22 protein-coding genes and 1 pseudogene are annotated in these 25,661 nt (G+C 44.2%); 8 read left to right on the top strand and 15 right to left on the bottom strand.

Features of this window, described 5'->3' with window-relative positions:
* Positions 1-50: 50 nt before the first annotated feature.
* Positions 51-1,082 carry an L-threonine 3-dehydrogenase, zinc-binding type gene (gene tdh, locus AB4307_RS00520; RefSeq protein ID WP_017059546.1) on the bottom strand — a complete coding sequence of 344 codons (1,032 nt, stop codon included), beginning with the start codon at positions 1,080-1,082 and terminating at the stop codon, positions 51-53.
* A 110-nt stretch (positions 1,083-1,192) separates the two neighbouring features.
* Positions 1,193-2,386: a glycine C-acetyltransferase gene (gene kbl, locus AB4307_RS00515; protein WP_136974879.1), complete on the bottom strand. Its 1,194-nt coding sequence runs from the start codon at positions 2,384-2,386 to the stop codon at positions 1,193-1,195.
* 455 nt (positions 2,387-2,841) lie between these two features.
* Between kbl and AB4307_RS00510 the strand changes: the two genes are divergently transcribed.
* Both AB4307_RS00510 and gloA2 read left to right on the top strand, forming a co-directional pair.
* A complete protein-coding gene (locus AB4307_RS00510; RefSeq protein ID WP_065584581.1) occupies positions 2,842-3,774 on the top strand; it encodes a LysR family transcriptional regulator in 933 nt (310 codons plus the stop codon).
* The gene (gloA2, locus tag AB4307_RS00505) at positions 3,774-4,157 is read left to right on the top strand and encodes an SMU1112c/YaeR family gloxylase I-like metalloprotein (protein WP_372130756.1); all 384 of its coding nucleotides are present in this window, start codon (positions 3,774-3,776) and stop codon (positions 4,155-4,157) included. Before AB4307_RS00510 ends, gloA2 begins: the two co-directional genes overlap by 1 nt.
* A gap of 94 nt (positions 4,158-4,251) precedes the next feature.
* On the opposite strand, the gene AB4307_RS00500 is transcribed toward gloA2, so the two are convergent.
* The 4 genes from AB4307_RS00500 to AB4307_RS00485 all read right to left on the bottom strand — a co-directional run bounded on the left by AB4307_RS00500 (position 4,252) and on the right by AB4307_RS00485 (position 7,837).
* On the bottom strand, positions 4,252-5,787 hold the full coding sequence (locus tag AB4307_RS00500; RefSeq protein WP_371724808.1) for a PepSY-associated TM helix domain-containing protein: 1,536 nt from the start codon (positions 5,785-5,787) through the stop codon (positions 4,252-4,254).
* Between the two features lie 111 nt (positions 5,788-5,898).
* Positions 5,899-6,249 (bottom strand): hypothetical protein, encoded by a 351-nt coding sequence (locus AB4307_RS00495; RefSeq protein WP_017064798.1) that lies wholly within the window; start codon positions 6,247-6,249, stop codon positions 5,899-5,901.
* A gap of 301 nt (positions 6,250-6,550) precedes the next feature.
* A complete protein-coding gene (locus tag AB4307_RS00490) occupies positions 6,551-6,946 on the bottom strand; it encodes a cytochrome b562 (RefSeq protein ID WP_017059534.1) in 396 nt (131 codons plus the stop codon).
* Positions 6,947-7,090: 144 nt separating this feature from the next.
* Complete coding sequence (locus tag AB4307_RS00485) at positions 7,091-7,837, bottom strand: phosphatase (protein WP_017059533.1); 747 nt, start codon at positions 7,835-7,837, stop codon at positions 7,091-7,093.
* A gap of 321 nt (positions 7,838-8,158) precedes the next feature.
* Between AB4307_RS00485 and AB4307_RS00480 the strand changes: the two genes are divergently transcribed.
* Complete coding sequence (locus tag AB4307_RS00480; RefSeq protein WP_102332041.1) at positions 8,159-11,182, top strand: HD domain-containing phosphohydrolase; 3,024 nt, start codon at positions 8,159-8,161, stop codon at positions 11,180-11,182.
* A gap of 42 nt (positions 11,183-11,224) precedes the next feature.
* On the opposite strand, the gene AB4307_RS00475 is transcribed toward AB4307_RS00480, so the two are convergent.
* On the bottom strand, positions 11,225-12,250 hold the full coding sequence (locus tag AB4307_RS00475) for a DMT family transporter (RefSeq protein ID WP_017059531.1): 1,026 nt from the start codon (positions 12,248-12,250) through the stop codon (positions 11,225-11,227).
* A 91-nt stretch (positions 12,251-12,341) separates the two neighbouring features.
* On the opposite strand from AB4307_RS00475, the gene AB4307_RS00470 reads away from it, so the two are divergent.
* Both AB4307_RS00470 and AB4307_RS00465 read left to right on the top strand, forming a co-directional pair.
* A complete protein-coding gene (locus AB4307_RS00470; RefSeq protein ID WP_102428808.1) occupies positions 12,342-13,289 on the top strand; it encodes a LysR substrate-binding domain-containing protein in 948 nt (315 codons plus the stop codon).
* Positions 13,290-13,325: 36 nt separating this feature from the next.
* The gene (locus tag AB4307_RS00465; RefSeq protein ID WP_004730185.1) at positions 13,326-13,646 is read left to right on the top strand and encodes a heavy metal-binding domain-containing protein; all 321 of its coding nucleotides are present in this window, start codon (positions 13,326-13,328) and stop codon (positions 13,644-13,646) included.
* A gap of 149 nt (positions 13,647-13,795) precedes the next feature.
* Here AB4307_RS00465 and AB4307_RS00460 read toward each other — a convergent pair whose 3' ends face one another.
* A complete protein-coding gene (locus AB4307_RS00460; RefSeq protein ID WP_017070643.1) occupies positions 13,796-15,052 on the bottom strand; it encodes a peptidoglycan DD-metalloendopeptidase family protein in 1,257 nt (418 codons plus the stop codon).
* A gap of 161 nt (positions 15,053-15,213) precedes the next feature.
* Positions 15,214-16,053 (bottom strand): tetratricopeptide repeat protein, encoded by an 840-nt coding sequence (locus tag AB4307_RS00455; protein WP_017069419.1) that lies wholly within the window; start codon positions 16,051-16,053, stop codon positions 15,214-15,216.
* A 276-nt stretch (positions 16,054-16,329) separates the two neighbouring features.
* On the opposite strand from AB4307_RS00455, the gene AB4307_RS00450 reads away from it, so the two are divergent.
* Positions 16,330-16,845 (top strand): cytochrome b, encoded by a 516-nt coding sequence (locus AB4307_RS00450; RefSeq protein WP_104216171.1) that lies wholly within the window; start codon positions 16,330-16,332, stop codon positions 16,843-16,845.
* Between the two features lie 80 nt (positions 16,846-16,925).
* Here the strand turns inward: AB4307_RS00450 and AB4307_RS00445 are convergent, their stop codons facing one another.
* The 5 genes from AB4307_RS00445 to AB4307_RS00425 all read right to left on the bottom strand — a co-directional run bounded on the left by AB4307_RS00445 (position 16,926) and on the right by AB4307_RS00425 (position 22,249).
* Complete coding sequence (locus AB4307_RS00445) at positions 16,926-17,360, bottom strand: hypothetical protein (RefSeq protein WP_372126013.1); 435 nt, start codon at positions 17,358-17,360, stop codon at positions 16,926-16,928.
* 98 nt (positions 17,361-17,458) lie between these two features.
* The gene (locus AB4307_RS00440) at positions 17,459-17,725 is read right to left on the bottom strand and encodes a hypothetical protein (protein WP_017067627.1); all 267 of its coding nucleotides are present in this window, start codon (positions 17,723-17,725) and stop codon (positions 17,459-17,461) included.
* Positions 17,726-17,960: 235 nt separating this feature from the next.
* Positions 17,961-19,745, bottom strand: coding sequence for an ABC transporter ATP-binding protein (locus tag AB4307_RS00435; protein WP_372126011.1), 1,785 nt, complete (start codon positions 19,743-19,745; stop codon positions 17,961-17,963).
* Positions 19,739-21,502: an ABC transporter ATP-binding protein gene (locus AB4307_RS00430; RefSeq protein ID WP_372130754.1), complete on the bottom strand. Its 1,764-nt coding sequence runs from the start codon at positions 21,500-21,502 to the stop codon at positions 19,739-19,741. Before AB4307_RS00430 ends, AB4307_RS00435 begins: the two co-directional genes overlap by 7 nt.
* Before the next feature lie 228 nt (positions 21,503-21,730).
* Positions 21,731-22,249 (bottom strand): NUDIX hydrolase, encoded by a 519-nt coding sequence (locus AB4307_RS00425; RefSeq protein WP_017059522.1) that lies wholly within the window; start codon positions 22,247-22,249, stop codon positions 21,731-21,733.
* 302 nt (positions 22,250-22,551) lie between these two features.
* Here AB4307_RS00425 and AB4307_RS00420 point away from each other — a divergent pair, with 302 nt between their 5' ends.
* Entirely contained in the window at positions 22,552-22,812 is a 261-nt protein-coding gene (locus AB4307_RS00420) for a putative hemolysin (protein ID WP_017059521.1), read from the top strand.
* 130 nt (positions 22,813-22,942) lie between these two features.
* On the opposite strand, the pseudogene AB4307_RS00415 reads toward AB4307_RS00420, so the two are convergent.
* Positions 22,943-23,823, bottom strand: a pseudogene (locus tag AB4307_RS00415) (YdcF family protein).
* Between the two features lie 356 nt (positions 23,824-24,179).
* Here AB4307_RS00415 and AB4307_RS00410 point away from each other — a divergent pair.
* Complete coding sequence (locus AB4307_RS00410) at positions 24,180-25,550, top strand: L-serine ammonia-lyase (RefSeq protein WP_017068616.1); 1,371 nt, start codon at positions 24,180-24,182, stop codon at positions 25,548-25,550.
* Positions 25,551-25,661: the final 111 nt, after the last annotated feature.

Raw genomic sequence — 25,661 nt, 5'->3', positions numbered from 1 at the left:
GCGACAGTAAAAACTGTCGCCTTTCTAATATCTTGTTACTCAGCTAAAGCTTATTCCCAATCAAGGATTACTTTACCAGACATACCAGAGCGCATCATGTCGAAGCCTTTCTGGAAATCGTCCACTTTGTAGTGGTGAGTAATGATTGGTGTTAGATCTAGGCCAGATTGGATCAATGAAGCCATCTTGTACCAAGTTTCGAACATCTCACGACCGTAGATACCTTTGATAACCAAGCCTTTAAAGATTACTTGGTTCCAGTCTACCGCCATGTCTGATGGTGGAATACCTAGTAGAGAGATCTTACCGCCGTGGTTCATGTTAGTTAGCATGCTATTGAACGCAGATGGGTTACCAGACATTTCTAGGCCTACATCGAAGCCTTCTGTCATGCCAAGATCAGACATTACGTCTTCAAGCTTCTCTTCCATCACGTTTACTGCGCGAGTCACACCCATTTTCTTAGCAAGATCTAGGCGGTATTCGTTTACGTCAGTGATTACAACGTGACGAGCACCAACGTGCTTAGCAACAGCTGCAGCCATGATACCGATTGGACCAGCACCAGTAATTAGCACGTCTTCGCCAACTAGGTCGAAAGAAAGTGCTGTGTGTACTGCGTTACCAAACGGGTCAAAGATTGAAGCTAGATCGTCAGAGATTTCTGCAGGGATCTTAAATGCGTTGAACGCAGGAATCACAAGGAACTCAGAGAACGCACCAGTGCGGTTAACACCAACACCTGTTGTGTTACGACAAAGGTGAGTACGGCCGCCACGACAGTTACGACAGTGACCACATGTGATGTGACCTTCGCCAGATACACGGTCGCCGATTTCAAAACCACGAACTTCTTGGCCAATGCCAACAACTTCACCCACGTATTCGTGACCTACTACCATAGGTACTGGGATTGTGTTTTGTGACCACTCATCCCAGTTGTAGATATGTACGTCAGTACCACAAATTGCGGTTTTCTTAATACGAATAAGAAGATCATTATGACCCATTTCAGGTTTTTCAACCTCGGTCATCCAAATGCCTTCTTCAGGCTTTAGCTTAGAAAGTGCTTTAATTTTCATAATGTTACCTAGTTCATCTCGCCTAACTGTAAGGCGAGAATCAAAAATCTATATGTTCTACTGGGTGTTGTTCTATCTAATTAAAGGATGCTCGTGGCACCCCTTTAAAATTAGATGATACCCATGTCTTTACCAACTTGGATGAACGCATCGATTGCGCGGTCTAGTTGCTCACGAGAGTGTGCAGCAGACATTTGCGTACGGATACGAGCTTGACCTTTTGGTACTACAGGGAAAGAGAAACCTACAACGTAGATGCCTTTCTCTAGTGCGCGCTCTGCGAATTCAGCCGCTACTTTTGCATCACCCAGCATGATTGGGATGATTGCGTGGTCAGCACCGCCCATAGTGAAACCAGCTGCTTCCATGCGAGTACGGAAGTGAGCAGAGTTTTCCCATAGTTGAGTACGTAGGTCGCCAGATTCCGCTAGAAGATCTAGAACGCGAATAGAAGCAGATACGATTGCTGGTGCAACAGAGTTAGAGAATAGGTATGGACGAGAACGCTGACGTAGCCAGTCGATCACTTCTTTCTTACCAGAAGTGTAACCGCCTGAAGCGCCACCCATTGCTTTACCAAGCGTACCTGTGATGATGTCGATACGGTCAACAACGTTGTGGAACTCGTGAGTACCCGCGCCGTTTTCACCCATGAAGCCTACTGCGTGAGAGTCATCAACCATTACTAGTGCATCGTACTTGTCTGCAAGGTCACAGATAGCAGGAAGGTTAGCCACTACGCCGTCCATTGAGAACACACCGTCAGTTACGATTAGTGTGTGACGAGCGCCAGCTTCTTTAGCAGCGATAAGTTGCTGCTCTAGCTCTTCCATGTTGTTGTTCGAGTAACGGAAACGCATTGCTTTACACAGACGAACGCCATCGATGATAGATGCGTGGTTTAGTGCGTCAGAGATGATTGCGTCTTCTTTACCTAGAATTGTTTCGAACAAACCAGCGTTTGCATCAAAACAAGATGTGTAAAGGATAGTGTCTTCTTTACCTAGGAACGTAGAAAGCTTTTGCTCTAGTTCTTTGTGAGAATCTTGAGTACCACAGATGAAACGTACTGAAGCCATACCAAAACCGTGCTGATCCATACCATCTTTAGCTGCTTCGATAAGAGCTGGGTGGTTAGCAAGACCTAAGTAGTTGTTTGCACAGAAGTTTAGTACTTCTTCACCAGTCGAGATAGAAACCGCTGCTTTTTGTGCAGAAGTAATAATGCGCTCAGACTTGTAAAGACCTTCTTCTTTAACTTCTTCGATTTGAGTTTGAATCTGTTGGTAAAATGCAGAAGACATTGTCTCATTCCTTCCTAGTTATAATTTAGCAGCATCGCGCGCCGCTTTATGTAGGGATGTAAACGATCTCAACACGATCATTTACACTGTAAAACTTATGCCTATATTCTAGTTGAACATCCCCGTTCCGATTATCCCTTTAGTTGGAAAAACATTAATGAATCACAGGCACTAATAATAGTTCATCCCAGTGACATAGGGCACATTAACGCCCTTCACCTGCTTTTTTAAACGCCAAATTAGCTATAATTTCCGTCTAATTTCGCTTTCATATCAAATCTCAATTTTTCATCTCAGAATGCGCAGCAGCAACGCCGCTATACAGATGAGCTTCAAACACAACAACTTATCAGAGCAATCACGTCAATCAATTAATGAAATTGATTCACAAATCAAAGTAAATCGCTCACAATGACCATTAAGTTCATCGTTGAAACTAGCTTAACTGGATACTTATGATTAACCCAAAACTCATCGCCCTGCTTCCGGATCTCGCCTCGTTCATTTTGGTGGTTAACGAAGGTAGTTTTACGGCTGCAGCAAAACAGTTAGGCGTGACACCATCAGCCTTGAGTAAGCTCATCACCCGCTTGGAAAAAGCGCTATCGGTGAAACTGTTTGAGCGTACCACTCGTACCCTTATCATTACGCAAGCGGGTCAATTGGTTTATGATCAGAGTGTGGTGATGATCAACGCAGCGCAACAAGCCGTTGAACTGTCTACCTCCGACCATACCGAACCTGCAGGCTCGATAACGGTAGCGGCGCCTGAAGCCTTCTTGAATTCGGTATTGCAGCCTTTCGTTGTTCCATTCTTAAATCAGTATCCAGAAATCCAACTTAAATTGAGAGCGGCTGACGGCGACATCGATATTTTACGTCAAGGCATCGACATTGCTTTCCGCCTGACTGATAAGCCCGACGAAAGCTTAGTATTGAAAGAGTTAGGAAAAACAAACCTCGTGTTGTGTGCAAGCCCTGACTATTTAGATGCCAAGGGGATTCCTCACCACCCTACCGAGCTGTCTGAACACGACTGTTTGTATCTTGCAGAGACAGACAAAGATCACATTTGGGATTTTCTTAAAGATGATGAATTTCACACAGTACCCGTCAGTGGACGTTACGCAGTTAACCACTCGCAGATGCGACTGAAAGGTGTGAAAGAAGGTCTCGGCGTCGGTATTTTCCATGACTTCGTGATTCAAGATGCGTTGGCTGAAGGCTCCGTGGTACAAGTGTTGGAAGATTGGACCATCAAGAGTAACTACCATGGTGCTATCGCGATGCAATTTGCTCAAACCAAGTATATGCCCGCACGACTGCGTGTATTCATTGATTACGCCATGAAGCACTTAGGTGACAAGTTGGCAGGAGAAATAAACTGATGCTGAAAGGAATACACCACGCGGCCATAATCTGTTCAAACTACGACGCGTCGAAACACTTTTACACTGAGATTTTGAAACTTGAGATAATTGCCGAAAACTATCGTGAGGCTCGCCAGTCGTACAAACTTGATTTAGCGCTACCTAATGGTGCTCAGATAGAACTATTCAGCTTCCCTAACGCACCGGAAAGACCTAGCTTTCCTGAAGCTCAAGGGCTAAGACACTTAGCTTTTTGTGTTGATGACGTTCAACAAATCAAAAGCTATTTGGAAGAACAAAGAGTCGAAGTCGAACAGATCCGAATTGATGAATTTACAGGTAAAGCATTTACTTTTTTTGCCGATCCTGACGGGCTTCCGTTAGAGCTTTATCAAATATAGAGCTGTACAAGTCTAACGTCTTCTTAATAAACAGAGCATGCCATCTGAATAATGAAACTGACCTCCTCAAAAAGGAGGTCAGTTTGTATATCAATTAACTCAATGCCGTCTTGAATTTCTCAACGCGTGAAAATAGTAACCAATCCAGCAGCATTGCTGTCACGATCGTCGCTCCCGCCAGTGGAAACAGTACTGAAATAACTATCACGATCACTAAACCTGTCTTCCAAAGCCCTGCATCGCCAAACTTCGGTGGCGTGCCAAGCTTTCTTTGACCTGAAGGTCTACGTATCCACCACATCACACCGCCAGTCACGGACACAACAATGAACGCCAAACAAAACAAAGCATTTAGAAGCTTGTTAATGATGCTGATGTCACCTTGATGCAATGAAATACCTACCGCTAACGTTTTGGCAATGAAGTTATAATCTTGCCATGTCACCTCACCCAGAATACGACCTGAGTATTGGTCGAGGTGCGTAGTACGGTCCTGCGTTGGATCAATGATGTCACCGCCCATAGTGTTGGCTGTGACCGTGTAAACACCCGTTTCTGAACGCGGGAAATTCACCTTGTATCGTGTAAAGCCAAGTGAGTATGCTTTTTCAGTAACGTCATCAATGTCGAAGTTGCTTGCTGACAACACATGTTGAGAGTGATCTTCACCCATCTTAGAGTGATCATGAGGTTCCGTCGCCTCTTCCACATGATGAACGTGTTCTGCTGGCTTATCTTGAGACAAAGGCAATAGTGTTTGCTCCAAGTTCCAAGGTAGCTCTTCTTCTGAGCCATGGTTGAGGGAAGCGTGCGTCTTATCAGACAACGGAATATCGTCCCACATTTGAGCAGGGAAAGTGCTCCATGCTTGAACAAGCTTACCGCCCCAAAAACCTGTCCATGCCAATCCAGACAGAATAAACAACAACAGAACGAGCGATAACACACCTCCAATGTTCGCATGCAGATCACGCATTAAAATACGCGTTCCTGAACCAAATCGAAGCTTAAGAAAACCAGCGCGGCTCGCGTTATCTCTAGGTAACCATAAGTAAATACCACTGATGAGCAACAGAATAGACAAGCTTATTGCGACTTCAATTAGATAATCACCCCAATCACCAATCAACAAAGTGCCGTGAATGTCATTCGCGAGTTGGTACAGGCTGTCGCTACGCGGAATCTCTCCGACCACTTCGCCCGTATATTGATTTACCGTGGCGAAGACCGATGTGCCGTCTACAAGTGCTACCGAAAAGCGGTTAGCCAGATCAGGAGCTTTGCTCGGAACAAACTGGGTAACCGAACCTTGTGGGTATTGAAGTTGTACTGCAGCTAACTGTTGTGACACTTTAATCGGCTCGCCCGATGCAACAATCTCTAGGGCTTCGTGGTGGAAAGTCAATTCGATTTCATCATCAAACAGCATCACCAAACCTGTAATGCTCAGCATTAACATAAACGGGATAACAAATAGCCCAGCATAGAAGTGCCAGCGCCATGTGAGGAAATAGAGGGTTTTATTGCGGTCTTTGCTTTTTATATTGGTTTCCGAACCGGTTGTTGCACTGCTTTTAGACTGCGAAGTTGCTTGTGCTTTCGCAGGGGTTTGAGATTCATTTCTCAACATTATAATTTCCTTTGACACACGCAAACATACCTTCTGAAAAATCAGAAAGTAATCTGAGCATGTTTAACTTTACTTAATACTTTATTTTTTAATTATTTTAATGGGTTAGGTTTAAGCAATAACAAAGGGAGGGCCGCGCGGGGCTTGCCTCGTGTAGCGTTCGCTTAGAGCCAAAAAAGCGTAGCTGTCGGAGACAATAGAACTCAGTCGAGTTGTCAGTAGTGTCGTGGGAAGTTCATCTTGGTGAAACGTGGAAAAATGGCTAAACGGACACGGCTTTCCTTTATGAGTATTAGGTTCGCCTTCTTCGATTTGAACCAATTCAAAGCCATTGACCGTACATAACGACGCCCATACTCCCGCACTATTACCATGAGCATTGATAACAGGCATTAATGTCACTAGCGCCCAGCTTAATGCTGTTGCAAGTAACATGAAGAAGTTGAACGAGGTTCGGCGCATTATTCCAAGTCTTTATAAATTTCCCTTATTATGAGGGACTTGGAATATAGGTAAACGTAAAGATTAACAGCAAGTTAAAAAATTGAAGCTAACGCACACTCTTTTTCGTTAAATACTGGTTACAACACTAAAACTAAGAAAGTAATACTCATCTCTTTGCAGCAGGCTTTCGATAAAAGAGACAATAAAAACGCCGCCTTACACCTTCCTCGAAAGAGGGTAATGTAAGGCGGCGTTTTAGAAATCGAATCTTGAGGTTTGCTCTTTGTTACCTATCTAGCAAACGTTCATGATTAACGAATTAACCGAAGATCTTGCTCCAGATGCTTGGGTTACGCTTCTCATGGTACTCTTCACGAAGGCCATCAATAGTACGAAGTTCTTGCTGTGCCGACGCTAAGTCACCTTGGTCTAGCTTCTGCTCAATGCTATCCAGTGATGCACTGATCTTTTTGAAGCCTTCCATGAAGTTGTCTTCTTTCTCGACTGGGTAAACACCCGTTTTCAGCTCTGCCACTAGCGTATCTAAACGAACGATAGGCTTTTGCATCTCTTCAATGCTTTGAGCTTCTGCCGCTTGTTTGAACGCAAGCTTCATTTCTTGCATGTTTTTCTTAAGGTCTACATTAGCAAATGCGTTGCCAGACAATACTGAAGCAGCGATTAAGCCAGATAAAAGGATTGAGCGAGTTTTCATTGTTTCTCCAAGTGAAGCGGTGTCTTTGAAGTTAGAGCCGTCATTACTGTGGCACTTCGACTTTATTATTTTCGGCTAGTGTATACAAAAATCTTTCAGGCACAAAAATTGATTGTGTCGAAATGCAAACCCGCCGACATTCTCTTAAACAAGATCTGAATATTCTGGGATTTCATTACGACCGCGCAAGGCCAAAAAGGCTAGGAACTGCTTTGGCGAATGGGTAATCACTTTACTCGAATCTACGCCCACTTCATCTAACAATGCTGCGACTAAGTCTAAGCCACCGACATCTAAACAGAAATGCGCATCGCTGCCTGTTGTAATAAATGCACCCTTCGCTTTCGCTATTCTTGCAATCTCATAGCAGCGGTCAACACTGCCAACTCGGCTATTGCCTTTGAGTGTGGTGTTGTTGATCTCAATCGCCACGTTGTTCTCAACCGCACATTGAATAACGGCTTCGAAATCGAAATCAAAATTAGGATTGCCTAAGTGACCAAGCGCATCAATTCGACCGCCCTTAATCACATTCAACAATGCTTCTGTATGGGTAGCGACATCCGATGGGCGAAATACTGGCTCATGAAAACTCGCGATCACCCAATCCAAGTTCTTATCCACACTCGGATGAATGTCGATTTCACCCTGTGTGTTCATGATGTTTGACTCAACACCTCGAATAATTGCGACATCTTCAATAAAACGAGGGAGCACACGCTGATTGCTGAAGAACCAATAGTGTGGCGCGCCCGGCATTGATTCTGAATGATCAGTAGTACAAAACATGGCTAAACCATTTTGCTTTGCCGACTTGGCGTTTTCGATCAATGTGCTGTAAGCATGACCACTTGCGTATGTGTGGGTGTGAGTATCTACTTTGAGTTCCATGAATCAATGCCCTCTTCGCTCGGTCAAAATACGTTTTTCAGAAAGTAACTCTGAATCTCTTTCAGGAAAAGAATACTTCAGAAAATGAATGCCTAATGGCAACAATTCGGCCAGTTTATCAGCTGAAAGTGACAATTAGCACCCTAACATAAAGGTTTATTACTGGTTCATTTACACGACACGGGAATACGTGGCTAACCAGAGCCAGCCAGCGCTTGGCCTTATCTAAGTAGAACCGCACACACTCGGTAATTGCGCCAATTTTTTGCAACCTACCCAAGTTCGTCAATACTTAAACCAGTCTACAAACCGGAGTGTTAGATGAGAAGAAGACGATATCCGCTGAGTATCCACATCACTAGCCTTTTCCTAATTTTGACAACACTTGTCGGTGCGGTATTGATTTCGATAAGTTATCGGCACTCCCAAGAGCTGCTGCTAGGCACAGTGCGCGAGATCAGTAATGAGCACCGCGACAAACTGGAATCAGTATTTAAACAAGCCATTGCCCCTGTTATCACAACCTTAAATGTGATGGCGGTGAGCCCGTTTGTTGCTCATCAAGCTTCCGCTGTCGAAAAAGACTCTTGGCTTGCTTCGGTCGATATCATCTTCAAGCAAAACACCAATTTGGTCGCTCTATTTTATGGTTCTGAAGATGGTGACTTCAGAATCTTTCGTCCATTAAGCACCAATAAACAGAGAGCCGAAAACAGCGCGCCCGCTAAAGCGACCATGATGGTCAGCAGCACCAATCTAGACGGTGAAAACTTTATTACCTATCTTGATGGCGCACATCAAGTGATCAGTACTCGACAAGCAGAGAGTAAGTTCAACCCCACAACTCGTCCTTGGTTTCGTAACGCAAAGCCTGATGGCTCAATACAACTCTCTGAGCCCTATCTATTCTATTTCCTGCAAACCAATGGCATTACACTCTCTAGGCGTTCTGCCGATGGCAAGCATGTGGTTGGTGCCGACTTTACGTTGAGTTCCCTCTCTTCTCAGATCAGTGAATTAGCTTATTCTCCGCAAACCCGACTCGCCTTGTTCGATCAACATTTTAATCTTCTCGGTCAGCATCAACTTGAGCTATCAGTACCCAAGCCTGACTCCCAATCTGATGACACAAGTAAAACTGAGCAAACGAACAACCAAACGACGGGGAATCTCTCTGGCAGTGAGCAAGACCAAAGCTTCTTTAATGTGCCCAAACGTGAACAGATGGAAGCATTGAAAGCGTCCGTTATTGCGCCGCTTATCTCTGATGAAGAGAAGTTTAACCTCAATCTAAAAAACGTTGAGTACAACTTAAACACTTGGGCACTAACGCTAACGCCGGTTCAACTGACTCAAAATGTCACCTTATACTTGGCAGAAGCGACGCCACACAATGAGCTGCTCGCTGATCTTATCTCGATGCGAGACAAGCAAGTTGCGGTCGCGATTGGGATGTTGTTCATCTGCTTCGCTATCGTATGGTTTGTTGCTAATCGACTGTCTCAGCCGCTCAATACGCTGATGCAACTCACCGACAACATCGCTCGGTTCGACTTCAGGCGTACTCATTATCCCAAAAGCATGATTCAAGAAGTGGCTAACCTCGCCCACTCGATTGAGCTAATGGAACACACGCTTCATGATCTGATTACCCTACTTCGAGACACCGCCGGGAATCAGGAGTTTTCGATCTTAGCCAAGAACATTGCTCATCAAAGCTATTTAATTACCAAAGCAGAAACCATTGTCCTTTTCACTCAATCCAAAGAGAAAGACGTGTTTGATACGGCAGCCAACCTTGCCATTCTTCCTTTTAAGGCCGACATCAATGACTTCATCAAACACACGCCTTGGTTGCTGTGTCAGCTTAAATCTGGTGAGACGATCCATTTGAACCGAAAAGACAATGTTCTCAACTATTACCAAGATTCGATCTTCAATTCAGATCTGTACCTGTTTCCACTATTAAACCGAGAGAAGCTGTTAGTAGGGATTGTGGCAATTGGCTATGAAAGACCGATCACCAAGATGCAGGCCGATAAGCACGCCTTTTTACGAGAGCTGCTCAGCTTTGCGGAAATAGCGAAAGACAACATCGACCAAATGCAGCAACAAAAAGACATGCTTAATGCCTTTATTGAGCTGATTGCATCGGCGATTGATACCAAGTCACCTTATACGGGCGGGCATTGCCAACGAGTGCCTGAGCTCACCAAATGGCTAACTCAAGCAACCATAGATGATGACCGCTATTACCCGCAATTCTCATTGGACAGTAAACAGTGGGAAGAGTTGATGCTCGCCGCTTGGCTTCATGACTGCGGCAAGGTGACCACGCCTGAATATGTGGTAGATAAGGCAACAAAACTGGAAACCATTTACGACCGAATCCACGAAGTGCGAATGCGTTTTGAGTTGTTGAAACAGCAAGCGGAAACCGATTACTGGAAAGCGATGGCGAACGGTGCACTACAAGAAGAACAACTCAAAATACTCGAACAAAGCCTGTCTGAACTGGATGAGGAGTTTGCCTTCGTTGCTGAGTGTAATCTTGGCGGCGAATCTATGACGGAAGAGCAGCTAGAACGCTTAGATCAAATAGCCAAACGCCAATGGAAACGTACACTGGATGATCAATTGGGTTTGTCTTGGTCTGAAAAAGAGAGATTTAACACCCAAAAAGAGTCGGTTGAGAAAGAGAGAACTGAGCCAACAAGTCAGGAAAAGGGTTTGCCTGTCATGGAGCCTCTGCTTGCAGACAAACCGGAGCATAAAATACCTTGGGACAATGGCTTTAACCCTGCCGATGTATGGCAAGAAGCGTTTGTACTTAAGCCCGGAGAAGTTAAATACAACCAAGGTGAACTGCACAATTTGAAAGTACGCCGTGGTACGCTAAACGATGAAGAACGTTTCATGATCAACGATCATATTATCCAAACCTTCACCATGCTCAACAAGTTGCCTTACCCGCCTTACCTTCAAAACATTCCGGATATCGCCAGCGGACACCACGAACGTATCGACGGTAAGGGATACCCAAGAGGCTTAAACGAAGACCAGTTACCTCTGCCGTCCAGAGCAATGGCAATTGCTGATGTCTTTGAAGCGCTCACCTCTAGTGATCGCCCTTATAAGAAAGGTAAACTCTTAAGCGAATCACTCAACATCATGACCGACATGGCCACCAGCGGTCATATCGATCCCAAGTTGTATTTACTGTTTTTGGAAAACAAAATCTACGATAAATACGCTGAGCGATTCCTAGAAATGAACCAACGCTGCGAGATTGACCCGCACGAACACATCGACCGAGTAAAAGAATACATACGCTCATTGTTCTAAGTTTTAAATTAACCATTCAGAGGATAAGCCATAACTCAATGGTTAGCTTTTAGCTGCCGAGTCCAATACCGCAACGTCCACTACAGTCGCTACAGCTACTGTGGTGTGCGGTTTTTGTTTGGCTTTCGCCTTGCTGTGTCTTTTTGCCAGCAATGTATTGGTGATGCTCGCCACGACAATCAGGTTAATGCCAATCATCTGCTGTGTAGAAAACACATCATCAAAGAACAAGCCCTGCCAAAGCGCGCTAAACAGCATGTTAGTAAAAATCAGAGGTGCCAACTGGGAGCCACTGTCTGCAAGCTTATACGCCTTGGAACGGAAGATTTGGGTATTGATGGTAAACAGTGCAAGACCAAGTGATCCGAGAACAATCCAGCGTAAATCGTCAAAAGACAGCAACGCCGACAAGGTTCCTTTCTCTGCACTTTCAAGTACATCAGGCACCGCAGAAACAGAAGTAAACACCACCATTGGTATCACAATAATTGCCGCAACTAAAAAGGTCCACGCGTTAAGCTCTGCTGGTGTCAGGCTGGTTTTAGACGCTCGGTACAAACTCACTTGCGAGCCAGAATTAAATACCCCCGCGAGAAGCCCAAGCAGAAGCGCAGGTCTAAAGAACTCCGAACCCAACTCAAACTGCGACCAATCCCCCGCCATCATCACTACGCCAACAAAGGTGACAGCTAAACACACTATCGTCGTTGTATGAATCTTGGTTCTAAATATTAACTTTTCTAACAATGGAATAAACAGAGGCCCCGTACTGAACAACACAACCCCTTCAACAAGCGTTAAGGTTTGCAGTGAAGTAAGGAAACACCACTGACACGCCACCATAAAGATCGCCCGCATCACCAAAGGTTTCCACATTTCTCGTGTCGGCTTGCTGATTTTGTAAAAGGTCAGGAAAAGAAATAAAAACAGACTGGGTAACAAAAAACGCACAAAACTGAGTAACGAAGTGGGCATCACTTCAGATAGATACTTGGCCATCAAGCCACTTAAAGACAAACTGAACGTCGACAACAACATGAAAGTCGTCGCCTTGGTAATATCAGACATAATTATCACCTCCTATGACATCTATTTTAGAGGCGTGACGTAATGAAAAATAGCGAGTAATATTAACTATAACTGTAAGGAAAACTTACCAATGAAAAAACTCGTTCCGCTTAAATCCGTTTATGCTTTCATTGCTGTTGCTGAGACTGGCAGCATGACCGACGCCGCGCGGGTATTGTACGTCAGTCACTCTGCGGTAAGCCAAGCGATAAAGTCGTTAGAACAACTGGTCAACAAGCCTCTGTTTCAACGAGTCGGTCGTCGTGTTGTTCTTAATGCCGCAGGTAAGCGATATTACCGCAAAGTTGCTCCCGCACTTGAGCAAGTGATAGAGGCGACCGAAGAGCTTGCCAGAACGCCTAACGACCACCGCATTACCCTCAACATGGTCAATTCGCTAGCGATGCACTGGTGGATCCCACGAGTTCCCGACTTCCAAGCCTTCGCTCCCTCACTTGATATCCGCATTTCGACGCTAACTGGCCCTTTCGATATCGAGCAGGAAGGGGTCGATGTTGCGCTTGTACATGGCAAACCCAACGAGTGGGAACAATATTACAGCGAGAAACTGGGCGACGATGACCTAATCTTGGTGTGTAGCCCTACGATATTAAAAAACCAGACCGGATTGAGCGTCGAACAACTCGTCAAACAAAACCCGACCATTGGCGTTTTTAACCTCAGGCGACAACACGACTGGCAAGTGTGGTGCGACAATTACCAAATCCCAATGCCCACATTCCATAGCAACCTGACATTCGATGTCTCCATTCAAGCAGTACAAGCTGCGATTCGTTCACTAGGCGTATTGGTTACACATCGCTTGTTTGTGAAGGATGACATCAGCCACGGGATGCTTGTCGAACTGGGTAAACCGGTTGCTAACCCGCACCAAGATTTTTACTTTGTTTGCCCAAAAAACAAATTAAAACAAGAAAGTGTGCTAAAACTGAGAACATGGTTAAGACATGAATTCACACGCTCAGAGACAGCACTGAACGATGACATTCAAGAGCAAGACCAAACTATCAATCAATAAGCGAGTGACAGCTCAGCAAGCTTACAAGAGGCCATTATGATTATTACCACCACACAATCAGTCGAAGGCAAGCGCATTGTCGATTACAAAGGGGTTATTGCCGGAGAAGCCATTCTAGGGGTGAACGTTTTCAAAGATATGTTTTCAGGAATTCGTGACTTTGTGGGTGGACGTTCTGGCACCTACGAGAAAGAACTGGAAAAAGCACGTAACTACGCGTTCAAAGAGTTAGAACAGAAAGCGATTGAAGCGGGTGCCAACGCGGTGGTAGGCGTAGATATTGATTACGAAGTCTTGGGAACAGGTAATGGCATGTTGATGGTCTCTGCTAGTGGCACGGCAGTGGTGGTTGCTTAATCAGTGGCAAACCTATCGCTCAATAGCTCTATCCATCGAATAACGGATTCAGTCGCTTAATCGTGTGATTCTTTAAAAAAACGCCCCTTAGCTAAATCGCTAACTAAGGGGCGTGATTGTATGCGTTGCCAAGTTAGATATGAATATCTCTAACTCGCGCGATCTGCGGGCTCAGAGAGCATGGCATCAAAAGAGGCAATTCGAGCCAAAAACTCTTTTCTATCTTTAGGCATAATTGAGCTTGCCATTGGTAAGTTCGCCTTCATCGCATCGACGGCGCGACCACGAACCAATACCTCAAAGTGCAAGTGCGGGCCAGTAATACGACCAGTAGCACCCGATAGCGCAATTTTCTGACCTCGCTTAATTTGCTGACCTTTCTTAACTAAGAAGCGGCTCAAGTGAAGATAACGCGTCGTATATACGCTGTTGTGTTCAATCACCAAATATTTACCAGCATACGGGTGGTCACGAAGTGCCACCACTCGACCATCACCAGTTGAGTAGATAGGTGAACCAACAGGTGTCGCAAAGTCGGTACCATTGTGCGGTGAGATTCGCCCAGTTACTGGGTGTCTTCGTGTCGGATTGAACGAAGAAGTGATTCTTCGGAATTTTCTGTCGACTGGGTATCTATCAAAGGCTTGCTCTAGACTATTTCCCTCTCTGTCATAAAAAAGACCATCTGGTGCTAGAAAAGCTGCGACTTCTCGGTTTCTTAATTGAATTGAGATACCTTGAATTTCTGTTTTACCCGTTAGGTGATCATCCGTGTACTGCTCTTTGACCAATACATTGAAGCTATCACCAGCTCTCAGCTCTCGAGCGAAGTTGACTTTGTCTTTTAGTGTGCGGGTGATATTGGCTATCTGGTTAGTAGTTAACCCCGCTTTGTAGGCTGACGTTGAAAAGCTACCGTGAACACTACCCGCATAGAGTTTTTCTTTCCATTCGCCTGGGATCTCGTGGAATTTATAGGTGAAGCTACCATCATCGTTTCGAGTAAAGGCTGCTTGCTCAACCAAACTCTCGTGATAAATCAGCTCCACAAGCTGTTTTGAGTCACTATCCAAAAGCAACTCTAGATGGTCACCAGGTTTTATTGTGTCGAGTTTCAAAGACTCCAGATCCGCTTCCATCACCTTTTGAACGGTTCCATATGGCAGTTGCCATGACGAAAAGATGTTGCTTAGCGTATCGCCAACTTTCACAAAATAATGGACCTTAACCAAAGAGTTGGGAGTCGCTTGCGAGTCGATGACTTCCTTATCATTAGGTTGAGAACCTTGGTAAGGGGTTATTTTGATAGAGATTTCTGGTGCTGGTTTGGAGTGAAAAGAGAGCAAAGCAGCAAGGGAAAATGCGCTGATCGCAGTAACGATCAGACCAATACGGAGGAACTTCATAAAATACTTAGCGGTTATAACGAGGAACTTAGAAAGTGTTATAACATAACAATTAAATCAAAAAAATAAATGAAATGTAAGAAACCATAGCGCGATAGGTGTGAAAGTATGGTGAGCATGCAAAGCCCACCACCTTAGTTTACACGGATCTTTACCTCATATTACTCTTCACGAAGTACTTCGAAGCGTTCTAAGCCTCGCAGCATCTCAAAGTCCGGCTCTTCAGTTAGCAGCTCTCTCATGGACCCACTGGCTTCAATAGCGCGCTCTAAGTCATCGATAGCTTGACCTTCTGCCCCTAATCGAGCATAGGCGCAAGCACGTTGATACAAGGCATGAGCATTTTGGTCATCGACTTCTAATACACGGTTACAAAGACTCATTGCCCAGTGGTATTCCTGTATATCCATAGCAGCGTCAGCTTTGGCAGTAAGTGCTTCTAAATCTCCAGGACGAACCTTCAGTATTTCATCGTAGATTTCAATTTTTTGCTCTGCCGTTTGTGCGTTCTGTGCTCTCAACCATAGGTTATGAATCTCATTGATAATTTCAATTTCGCGGTTGTTGTCGGAAATGATTCTGGTCTTGCGCTTAAGATCCCGTTCAAGAACATTAAACTTCTTCTCATAGTCTTGAGCGATAGAATTAAGTCGCTTATCAGCCATGTCTTGAGTTGTGTGTTTAAGCTCTTTGATGGATTGCCAACCCACCAGCGCGATAAGAGAGGCCACACCAGCAATAATGTAGAAGAAGTAGGTTACGGTTACATTGGCGTAATTCAGAGACTTGTCTGCCACAGTCAGTTCCCGGTCAGTCATCTGAATGGTCAAGCGTCTTTCAAGATCCTGCTGTTCCATTCGAAGCTGCTTCAACTCATCCAAGATATAGCGTTCCATCAGCGGTCTATCCAAATACTCTTGTTCCGAGTACTTAACCTCTTCGCTTGCAAAACTCATCGTGCTGAACACCGAGATAACTGCAATCAATAAGATTCGAAGCATTATACATTCCTTATATATTTATCTTTAGACTAACTGTATCTCGTAATAGGCATACAAGCTAGGAAGTCGACAAGTTTGCTATGTCCATATTGGAATTAACACTCTAAAACATCATTGATAATTATAAAACACCTGAAGCAACATCATTAATTTCTAAATTATAAAAATACCGCGTAATACTGTTCTATATGATTAATTCGCGATGCGAATATACCGAAAAATGGTTTATTGCATCGAGATGAATCTTATATTAATAACGATCAGAACGAGGTTAATTTGAATAATCCACGATACGATTTAGTAAGCCGTGTACTGCACTGGGTAATGGCTTCTGTAATCATCTATGCAACAATCGCAGGGTATGTGATGCACAATGTCACCAGTCATCCAGAGCTGTTTTCTTTGCTGTCAGTGCTCAACATGTCATTGGCGACCGTTGCGACGCCACTGCTTGTGGTTCGTTATATCTGGAGCCACTTTCGCTCGTCGCCAAGCATGCCAACCTCTGTGCCTGAAGGGCAAAAATGCGTTGCCAAGCTTGCACACTCTTTGATGTATCTTGTGATGTTTATGGTTTTCAGCACCGGCTACTTAATGCTAAAAGAACCGTACTCTTTATTTTGGTTAGTGAGCGTAAATAATCTAATTACCGACTCTGCAATCAACGGCTTCTTTTTCTATTTCCATCGTGCCAGTTGTATTGCCCTAGCCTGTTTAATTGTGCTGCATATCAGTGCCACACTTAAACACCACTTTGTCTCTAGGAACTATGTATTGAAGATGATGCTCTAGATTCAAAGAATTCAAGACAATTTGCACAAACAACAAAAAAGCCATAGCATGTTCGCTATGGCTTTCTTATTTCTATTTGATTACTTGGTTTGAGTATCAAGCATCACTTGCCAGTATTCACACTTGGCCAAGAACTCTTTTAAATAAAGCTCTGGGTTAGCAAGCTTCTCACCGCCTTTAACATCAGCTCCAGTCACACGCCAAAATCCACGAGTAACCAAGTTTCGATGATAAATAAAATCGTTGAGTTCATTGGCCTTCAAAGGAAGTTGCTCACCAAACGTATTTTCGTAGTGGCTCAGAGTCGAGGCTTGTTCACTTGGCTTCTCCCTTAAAAAGGTATCCAAATCCAGACCTAATGCCTGTTGCTGATCTTTTGATAGGGTTTTAACTAATTTAGAGATCACACTGAACAGAGCCAACTCAACTTTTTGAGACGCTAATAACGATGCACCTAAAAGCGCATGTTCATTGGAAATGTGTTGCTCTGTTGATGAAACGGTTGCTGTTGTCACTGTGTTAACCTCAAATAATCATAACGGGTGTTACTGAACTGGATAGAGTCTTTTCACTAAGCTGAATCTTATTCTTGTCATTAAGAAGAATCTTACAGTTAAGCAGAGTCTTTTAGCAGAACACGGTCAGCATCAATAATGGTGAAGCCTGATGCATCTTCGTTCTTTTCGACTTGCACTAAACCTTTAAAACCAATCTGCGACAGCTTCTTCGCAAGTTGATCTGGTGCTGTTTCAAAAACAACATTCATAAAAGGTAAAGACTCAGTATCAACAAAACCATGCTCGTTAAACAGTTCCATTGCTTGAGATAAATGGTCTGAGTCGGTTAATTCGATAATTTCTACAACTTCTTCCAACAACATTTTCGATTCCATATTCGCCAGAAAGTGACTGACACAAGCCGGTTCTTTTTGCTTGCATACATCCCGATGCCCTAAGACACCCCTTTAGTAGTAGGGATATCATAACATATTAATAATCGTAAAATATGTTTTATTTTTCCTAAGCTACTGGGAATACTAGAAAAGAATAGAAATTGGTGAAACATAAGCAACACCAATTCATAGTATCGATAACGGTAAACCTGATTTGAGGTGATCAGGCAACCGTTACTTGAGAATCGCCCGTTTCTACAATCGATTCTTGTAACAAGCCAGCATAAATACCATTGTGTGCCACCAGCTGTTGATGATTACCTTGCTCAACAATTTCACCCTTTTCCAACACCAAAATCGTATCTGAGTGACGAACGGTACTCAAACGGTGTGCAATCGCAATCACAGTTTTTTCCTTGAAAAGGCGCTGCATTGCTTTTTGAATCAGGTCTTCGGTGATTGAATCTACCGAACTGGTCGCCTCGTCAAGCATCATCAATTGACCACCCTGTGCAACCGCTCTAGCGAACGAGATAAGCTGCGTTTGCCCTACAGACAAGTTGGAGCCGTTCTTTTCCAAGTGGAAGTCATAACCTTGTGGCAATTGTTCAATAAACTTATCGGCATAAACATAGCGCGCCGCCTGTTCAACCTCAGTTCTAGATAGATGCGTTTTGCCCAGCGCGATATTGAATTGAATGGTCTCTTCAAATAAGTGCACGTCTTGCATCATCATTGAGAACAAATGAGCAGAGTCTTCACTTGAGATCTGTGACAGCTCTATTCCATTCAACAAAATGCTGCCTTCATAATCTTGGTAGGTTTTAGAGATCAGACGCAGAATCGTCGACTTGCCCGAACCCGTCGAACCCACAAGGGCAATTTGATGCCCTTTCTCCAATACAAACGAGACATTCTTTAGAACGTAGGGAGAGTCGTCTTTGTAGCGGAAGCTTACGTTCTTAAACTCTAGGCTCACAAACTGTTCAAGCTGTTTCTCAACCTTGTTAGATGGCAGCAGGTTACGCCCTTCCTCTTCAGTCGGCTCAACAAACAGTTCTTCAATATGGTCAAACGCTGCAAATGAACTCTGAATCGAAGCGATCTGCGAAGTAAAGTCTCGGATCGGAACAAACACTTTCTCTAAAGTATTGATGAACGCAATCAGCACACCCAAGGTGAGCGCTCCTTCTATCACTTGCTCAGAGCCATACCAGATCATAATCGCGATAGTGATTGAAGTGATGCCGGAGATAAACGAGAACAAAATCGCATCGTATTTATTGATCTTCTTCTGCGCTCTTAAAAACTCATCGGTATAGCCTTGGTAGCGTTGCTCGACTTGCTCTTCCGCTCGGTACATCTGAACGGTTTTCATGCCAAATAAGACTTCTTGTAAAAAGCCAATACTGCGAGCCAAAGAAGAACGAGTCACCTTATACAAAGCACGAAGTCGGTTTCTCACATACACCGTCAAGTACATCACTGGTGGCATAATGATCAATACAATCATCGTTAACTGCCAATCAATAAAGAACATCATCACTAACAGAGCAATGGTATTGATGCTGTCTTTAACTAGCCCGACAACCGACTGAACAAACGTCTCGCCGATGGTTTCCAAATCACTGGTTAATCGTGAAAGCGTTACGCCAATCGGTGTGTTATCAAAATAGCTGCGTGGCAGTTTGAGCACGCGAGCAAACAACACTGAGCGCATGTCAGTTATCGTGTATTGCCCAGTTTTACGAAGGTTGTACGAATAGGTGGTATCCACCACATAACTCGCCACCAGCACGGCAACGAGATAGAAGACGTATTCGAGCAGACCATCCATATCCCCATGACTCAGGTGAACATCGATCACTTGAATGATCAGCCAAGGGAACAACAAGCTCGTGATGACAGAAAGAGGAAGCATAGCGATGCCCAGAATCGCAGAGCCTTTGTATTTCTTAGCAAACTTAAAAAAGTGCTTGAGGTATTTGAGATCAACACCTTTTAACATGCTGCTGCCTCCGTTTCATTCTGCTGTAGTTGCCATGTATCGTAATAGTAATCACAGGTTTTCAATAACGTGGCGTGGTCGCCCTTCGCGATCACTTTACCTTCGTTCAACACGATGACTTCATCCATATATTCAAGGGCATTAACGCGGTGTGAAACCACAAGAACCGATTGATTTTCCAAACGTTTAAACAAACCTCCCAAGATCTTACGTTCTGTTTCATAGTCGACAGCCGATAGAACGTTATCCATGATGATCAGGTCGGTGGGTTGCAATAAAGCACGCGCAATACTTAAGCGCTGCTTCTGACCACCTGACAACATGATCCCTTTCTCACCGACTAAGGTTTGATCGCCGTGTTCAAAACGTGTCACATCACTAGCCAACTGGCTGAGCTCTAGCACTTCATCAACCTGACTCTTTGCCAAATCGGTATCTAGGCTACCAAAGCGGATATTGTCTTCGACGGTTGCTGAAAACAGGTAAGGGTCTTGAGTCACGGTTTTCACGTAACGGCGTAAGTCACTGCGTGAGAAGCTAGTGACATCTCTTTCACCAAGGAAAACAGAACCTTGTGGTACATCCAAGTGGTGGTTTAAGCAGTTCACTAATGTCGTTTTACCCGCTCCGATCCCGCCTAACACACCCACTTTCTTACCTGCTGGAATATCAAAGCTGATGTCATCGAGAATCACGCGTTCTTCACCTGAATAGCTGAAGCTGAGGTTGCGAACAGAAAACGTTTTTCCCTTCAGTGATTCAACATCTAGTTCAGTCAGCTTACCTTCATCAAGCTCCGGGACTTTGGCATTAAGAATGGTTTGTGCACTTTGAATACCTACCATGCCACGCTGATAAATGGTCGCGATTCTGCCAAGTTGCATCAATGGCATAGCGAGCAAAACCGAGTAAGTCAGAAAGGCGGTAATCTCACCAAGTGTGAGTTCCTGTCTCATTAACATGTAGCCACCAAGCCCAAGAATGATGATTTTCATCAGGTCATTGGCGTAGTCGAGTACCGGCATAAAGAAGACTTGAATGCGTGTAATTTTAAGGCGGCATTCAAGCAATAACTGGTTCAGCTTTTCAGTTTCGGCTTTCACCCAGGGTGACATCTGCTGGCTCTTAATGAGATCAATCCCAGACAGGTAACTCATTAGTTGAGCAGACAGGTTTTGTAGACGCTTCATGTGCTCTAAATGCAGCGTTTTCATACGCTTGAAGCCCACACGGAAAATCACAAAAGCGATTGAGATAGGAATGATCGAATACAGTGTGAGTTCTGGCGATATGCGCCACATGTAAAGAGGCGTCAACGACAACGCAAGCAAGGCATTGAAGAACTGCAAGAAGCCGACACCAAACAGCAGTCGAATGCCACTAAGGTCATTGTTGATAATCGAGATCAGTCGACCCGAAGCAAAGCGTTCGTGAAAGCTGCTCGGTAAGCGATTCAACTTTTGTAGAAGTGTACTTTTAAGTGCGGCCTCTGTAATTCGCCCCGGATTAAGCGCATAGATACGAGACAGAATTCTCACCACCACCATGGCAACCGACATCCCGACCACAATCCAAACATAGGTTTGAAGCTGTTGGTGGCCAGTTGAAGAGGCATCATCAATCAAATCTATCGCCAATTGGATATAACGAGGGATCTCTACTTGTAACCAGTTGACGAGAAAGATGAACACAATCGCCAATAAGTACGAGGTGCGATTCATGCGCAGATAATGGGCAATAAACTGTCTTTTATTCATAGTATTCTTTGTTTAGGGCAGGCTCACAGCGAGATTTAACGATATAACCGGGCAGTTAAGCTAGATAGGTTCATCGCTGAGGTAAAGATACATCAAAAACACTTAGTTGACAATATCAACCATATTCAATAATTAGTTTCCGCTATTAAATTTTAGCATTGCTAGAAACAATTTTGCCGCCAAAAGTGGCGGCAAATAAATAGCTTAGCAGGCTAGTATTGATAACGGCTAAAGCATCTCTTTGGCAATCAAATGCAGCAAAAAGGTTTCACGTTCAATACTCATGCCCTTCTTAGGGCTCTCTGCCATGGTCTTTTCGTTATGAGCGATCGCTTCATGGATATTCATCCACACCGGTTTCATCCCGTTTTTCACTTCATAATCTTCGTAAGCCGTTTCACCAAGCTCACGATCGATCTTGCATGAGTAGCAGTAAGAAATCATGTGCATCATGTCTGCATCGTCTTTGTACCAAGGACGAAACTCTTCAAAAATGCCGAACGGCTTGATGCTATGGATATTCTTCGCGCCAGTCTCTTCTTCGAGTTCACGAACCATACCTGCGATCACATCTTCCCCTTCATCCAAACCACCACCAGGAATGGTGTAGTCGTGATAACGCTCTGTATACAGCATCAGAATGTCTTCACCATCTAACACAATGGCACGGGCAGCGTTGCGCTTATAGACCGTTTTATTGTCTAGATGGTCGATATCAGGATGGATGGTTGTTTTTAGGTGTCTCATGATTCTGACTGCTCTACTGAATTTGGCGGCATCATATCATAATCATCAATAGATTCGAGGTTCACAACCGCTAACCAGAACGGATCGGACGGGGATATTCCTACGGTAACTTGAATCCACTTAGCTTGATCTAACACTCAAAAAGTCGTTAAACATGAAGAAATATCAACCTATTTCAATATCTTGACCAAATTAGGACAACCTTTTCTGAAATCTAAAATATACTAATTTCATAGAGCTTCTCATTTGGTTCTGTAGAACTTAACGCATTCGATTATAGAGTTATCACGTAGGAGATAGACATGAAGAAAATTGGTTTGATGGCTGTATGTGCCGTTGTATTAGGCGGTTGTGCAAACGACTATGCAGAATATAGCGAGGGCCAACGTGTTTCAGTCGCTAACCCAGCAGCGGTTTATTGTGTTCAACAAGACGGTGAATTAGACACGGTTACTGAAAACAATCAGCGTACAACTTACTGTGTATTCGATGACGGCGAGCGCATTGAACAGTGGGAGTACTACCGCAATAACCATGAGCAAGATTCAGAAAACCAAAGTTAATCACTGTAAAAAAACACATGAGCCTTCTGGCACAATGTTATGGGCGATGATTACGTTCGAGCGGTTAAAAACATCGCTGAAGAAGGCACTGAACTTCTAGCTTTTGGCATCACGAGAAAGAAATAAACATCTATCGCCACCAGCGATATTTGTGTGATCCGATTCCGGGTCTAAATAACGATTCAATAAAGTCAGGTTAGTATCTAGTAGAGCTAGGTATTCCCTGACTTTTTTTATATCGGTCCCCACTAAAGTCTGCTGGATACAGCGATCCAATACTGGAAGCAAACTCTCCACAATGTCAAAGTCAGATGAACGCCCAACGAGTTCCTTTACGGCTATCAGTGCTTCCAAAGACAGTCTTTCTGGTTCTTGTCTAACCAACTCCAAATCTCGCTTAAATGTGCCCGCACAAACACCTTCAAGATAAACTCGGTAGGTCGTCAGTACATCCATCAACAGAAACAATTGCCCTTGAGCACTTTGATGTGGGTATGGCACCGCAACATGAGCATCCAACCTGCGATCTATTTGCAGCTCAACCCCAAGTGCGGAACACTTCTCGACGAGAACTTTAAGCAAACCTTGCTCGTCCATGAGCGATTGAATCTCAAATATACGTTGTAAGTGGTAGTCATTCGAAACGAATGTCACTTGCACACTTTGCCCACGAGTAAACAGCCCGCTTGCAATCATCTCTGAGGCCAAGTTCTGTATGTTCTCGACAGTGTTGGTCGAATGCTGCTCGAGCAAAATCGCCCCTAAAGAAAACGGATGTTCACGCTGCTTTTCAAGCTTTCTAAAGTACTGGTGCATCGCATCGGCTTCAGACAGTGTTTGCCCTTTTGTTACCCCACCACAAAATGCTACCGCAGTTTGCTGATTCGACTCTTCTACCAAAGGCTCCGCCAGATACTCAACCAAAGCATCAACTCGACTAATTCCTTCATCAGTCAATTTATTCTTATTAAGTCGCTTACCCAGCACAATAAGGAGGTGATTAATGCTCATTTTATGTTCAAGTCTCGTTTTGGGGATTAGATGGAGTGAATTATGTATACAATACTTGTTAACAAAAGTATTTTGAAATTCTTATATGTTGCTCGCAATAATGCTCACTATTGATAGCGACATCTTAGGTAATACAAGAATAAACGTGTCGCTTTACAGCAAACATAGCACGCTCTTGTATTTCATCGCTCTATGCTTGTTAGCACTAGTCGATAAAAGAGCCCTTTCAATCAATGAATACGCTCTATCGCATAACTATTTCACCCAAAGAACAGGTTCACTCAAAGAAGTGCAACTAACCAAATACAAATTTTACACAGAGTTCGTCCATCGAACCGTCTTCACAGGAAGTTACTATGCTGTCTATTTTTGATATCTACAAAATTGGGGTTGGACCATCCAGCTCCCACACAAATGGACCAATGATCGCTGGGTTTAACTTTACCCAAAAAATTGATGCTCAGCTTAAGCAAGTGAAGCGTATTCAAATCGACTTATACGGCTCGTTATCATTGACGGGTATTGGTCACCACACAGACAGAGCGACCTTGTTAGGTTTGCTAGGTAACCGCCCCGACACCATTAAAATCACCAGTGCTAACCAAGCAATGCGTAAGGCGATTGAAGATAAATCTCTATTGGTTAGCGGTAACCATGAAATTTATTTCGATGTAGAAAGCGATCTGCTCTTCCACAAAACTAACCTTCCGTTGCATGAAAATGGCATGACTATCTCTGCCTTTGACGAAAGCGGCAGCCTTCTGGATATGGAAACCTACTACTCGATTGGTGGTGGCTTTATCGCAACCGCTGATGAGCTACAAAACGGCAAACAGGAAGCAGAAACTCAAGTTGAGTTCCCTTTCTCTTCTGCTGATCAGTTGCTTGAACTATCCGAACAACAAGGACTGAGCCTTGGTGGCTTAATTCTACGTAACGAAGTTTCATTCCAAGGTATGGATGTGATTGACCAGAAAGCCGACCAAATTTGGAAGGTGATGTCTCTGTGTATGCAGCGTGGCTTTGACACGGAAGGCATCCTTGATGGCGGCCTAGAAGTCACTCGTCGAGCACCTGCTCTGCTTAAAAAGCTTGAAGCGAATGCCTCGATTGAAAACGATCCAATGGAGATCATGGATTGGATTAACCTATTTGCCTTTGCCGTGAGTGAAGAGAATGCAGCGGGCGGTCAGGTCGTGACATCACCTACCAACGGTGCAGCTGGGGTTATTCCTGCGGTATTGATGTACTACCATCGTTTCATCAAGGAGCTAGACACCAAGCAGCTTAAAGACTTCTTGGCAGTCTCTGGCGCAATCGGCATCTTATACAAAACCAACGCTTCGATTTCTGGCGCAGAGGTAGGTTGTCAGGGTGAAGTCGGCGTTTCTTCATCAATGGCCGCAGCAGGCCTAACTGCCCTACGTGGTGGTAGCAACGAACAGATTTGTATTGCCGCTGAGATCGCGATGGAACACTCACTGGGCATGACATGCGATCCGATCGGTGGCCTTGTTCAGGTGCCATGTATCGAACGTAACGCAATGGGTGCAATGAAAGCCATCAATGCATCGCGCATGGCGTTGAAACGTACCAGCAAGTGTCTTATCTCGTTAGACAAGGTTATCGAGACCATGTATCAAACAGGTAAAGACATGAACAAGAAGTACCGTGAAACTTCTCTAGGCGGCCTGGCCGTGATTCACATGGCACCCCCGTGTGAGTAACAGACAGGAACACGAGTAGAGAAAGCCTCTATAGAGACGGCATTCTTGTAAACTTAGTTTTCAATATCTCAACAAAGCCAGCCACCAAGCTGGCTTTTTTATGGTTCATCG

It is taken from the genome of Vibrio sp. 10N.261.52.C2 (assembly GCF_041471425.1).
GTDB classification, from domain to species: domain Bacteria; phylum Pseudomonadota; class Gammaproteobacteria; order Enterobacterales; family Vibrionaceae; genus Vibrio; species Vibrio crassostreae_C.
This window is presented reverse-complemented; position numbering and strand designations above follow the sequence as displayed.

Coding starts and splice junctions, on each gene's coding strand:
- tdh (WP_017059546.1), bottom strand. CDS start 1,082: ATGAAAATTAAAGCACTTTCTAAGCTAAAGCCTGAAGAAGGCATTTGG.
- kbl (WP_136974879.1), bottom strand. CDS start 2,386: ATGTCTTCTGCATTTTACCAACAGATTCAAACTCAAATCGAAGAAGTT.
- AB4307_RS00510 (WP_065584581.1), top strand. CDS start 2,842: ATGATTAACCCAAAACTCATCGCCCTGCTTCCGGATCTCGCCTCGTTC.
- gloA2 (WP_372130756.1), top strand. CDS start 3,774: ATGCTGAAAGGAATACACCACGCGGCCATAATCTGTTCAAACTACGAC.
- AB4307_RS00500 (WP_371724808.1), bottom strand. CDS start 5,787: ATGTTGAGAAATGAATCTCAAACCCCTGCGAAAGCACAAGCAACTTCG.
- AB4307_RS00495 (WP_017064798.1), bottom strand. CDS start 6,249: ATGCGCCGAACCTCGTTCAACTTCTTCATGTTACTTGCAACAGCATTA.
- AB4307_RS00490 (WP_017059534.1), bottom strand. CDS start 6,946: ATGAAAACTCGCTCAATCCTTTTATCTGGCTTAATCGCTGCTTCAGTA.
- AB4307_RS00485 (WP_017059533.1), bottom strand. CDS start 7,837: ATGGAACTCAAAGTAGATACTCACACCCACACATACGCAAGTGGTCAT.
- AB4307_RS00480 (WP_102332041.1), top strand. CDS start 8,159: ATGAGAAGAAGACGATATCCGCTGAGTATCCACATCACTAGCCTTTTC.
- AB4307_RS00475 (WP_017059531.1), bottom strand. CDS start 12,250: ATGTCTGATATTACCAAGGCGACGACTTTCATGTTGTTGTCGACGTTC.
- AB4307_RS00470 (WP_102428808.1), top strand. CDS start 12,342: ATGAAAAAACTCGTTCCGCTTAAATCCGTTTATGCTTTCATTGCTGTT.
- AB4307_RS00465 (WP_004730185.1), top strand. CDS start 13,326: ATGATTATTACCACCACACAATCAGTCGAAGGCAAGCGCATTGTCGAT.
- AB4307_RS00460 (WP_017070643.1), bottom strand. CDS start 15,052: ATGAAGTTCCTCCGTATTGGTCTGATCGTTACTGCGATCAGCGCATTT.
- AB4307_RS00455 (WP_017069419.1), bottom strand. CDS start 16,053: ATGCTTCGAATCTTATTGATTGCAGTTATCTCGGTGTTCAGCACGATG.
- AB4307_RS00440 (WP_017067627.1), bottom strand. CDS start 17,725: ATGTTGTTGGAAGAAGTTGTAGAAATTATCGAATTAACCGACTCAGAC.
- AB4307_RS00435 (WP_372126011.1), bottom strand. CDS start 19,745: ATGTTAAAAGGTGTTGATCTCAAATACCTCAAGCACTTTTTTAAGTTT.
- AB4307_RS00430 (WP_372130754.1), bottom strand. CDS start 21,502: ATGAATAAAAGACAGTTTATTGCCCATTATCTGCGCATGAATCGCACC.
- AB4307_RS00425 (WP_017059522.1), bottom strand. CDS start 22,249: ATGAGACACCTAAAAACAACCATCCATCCTGATATCGACCATCTAGAC.
- AB4307_RS00420 (WP_017059521.1), top strand. CDS start 22,552: ATGAAGAAAATTGGTTTGATGGCTGTATGTGCCGTTGTATTAGGCGGT.
- AB4307_RS00410 (WP_017068616.1), top strand. CDS start 24,180: ATGCTGTCTATTTTTGATATCTACAAAATTGGGGTTGGACCATCCAGC.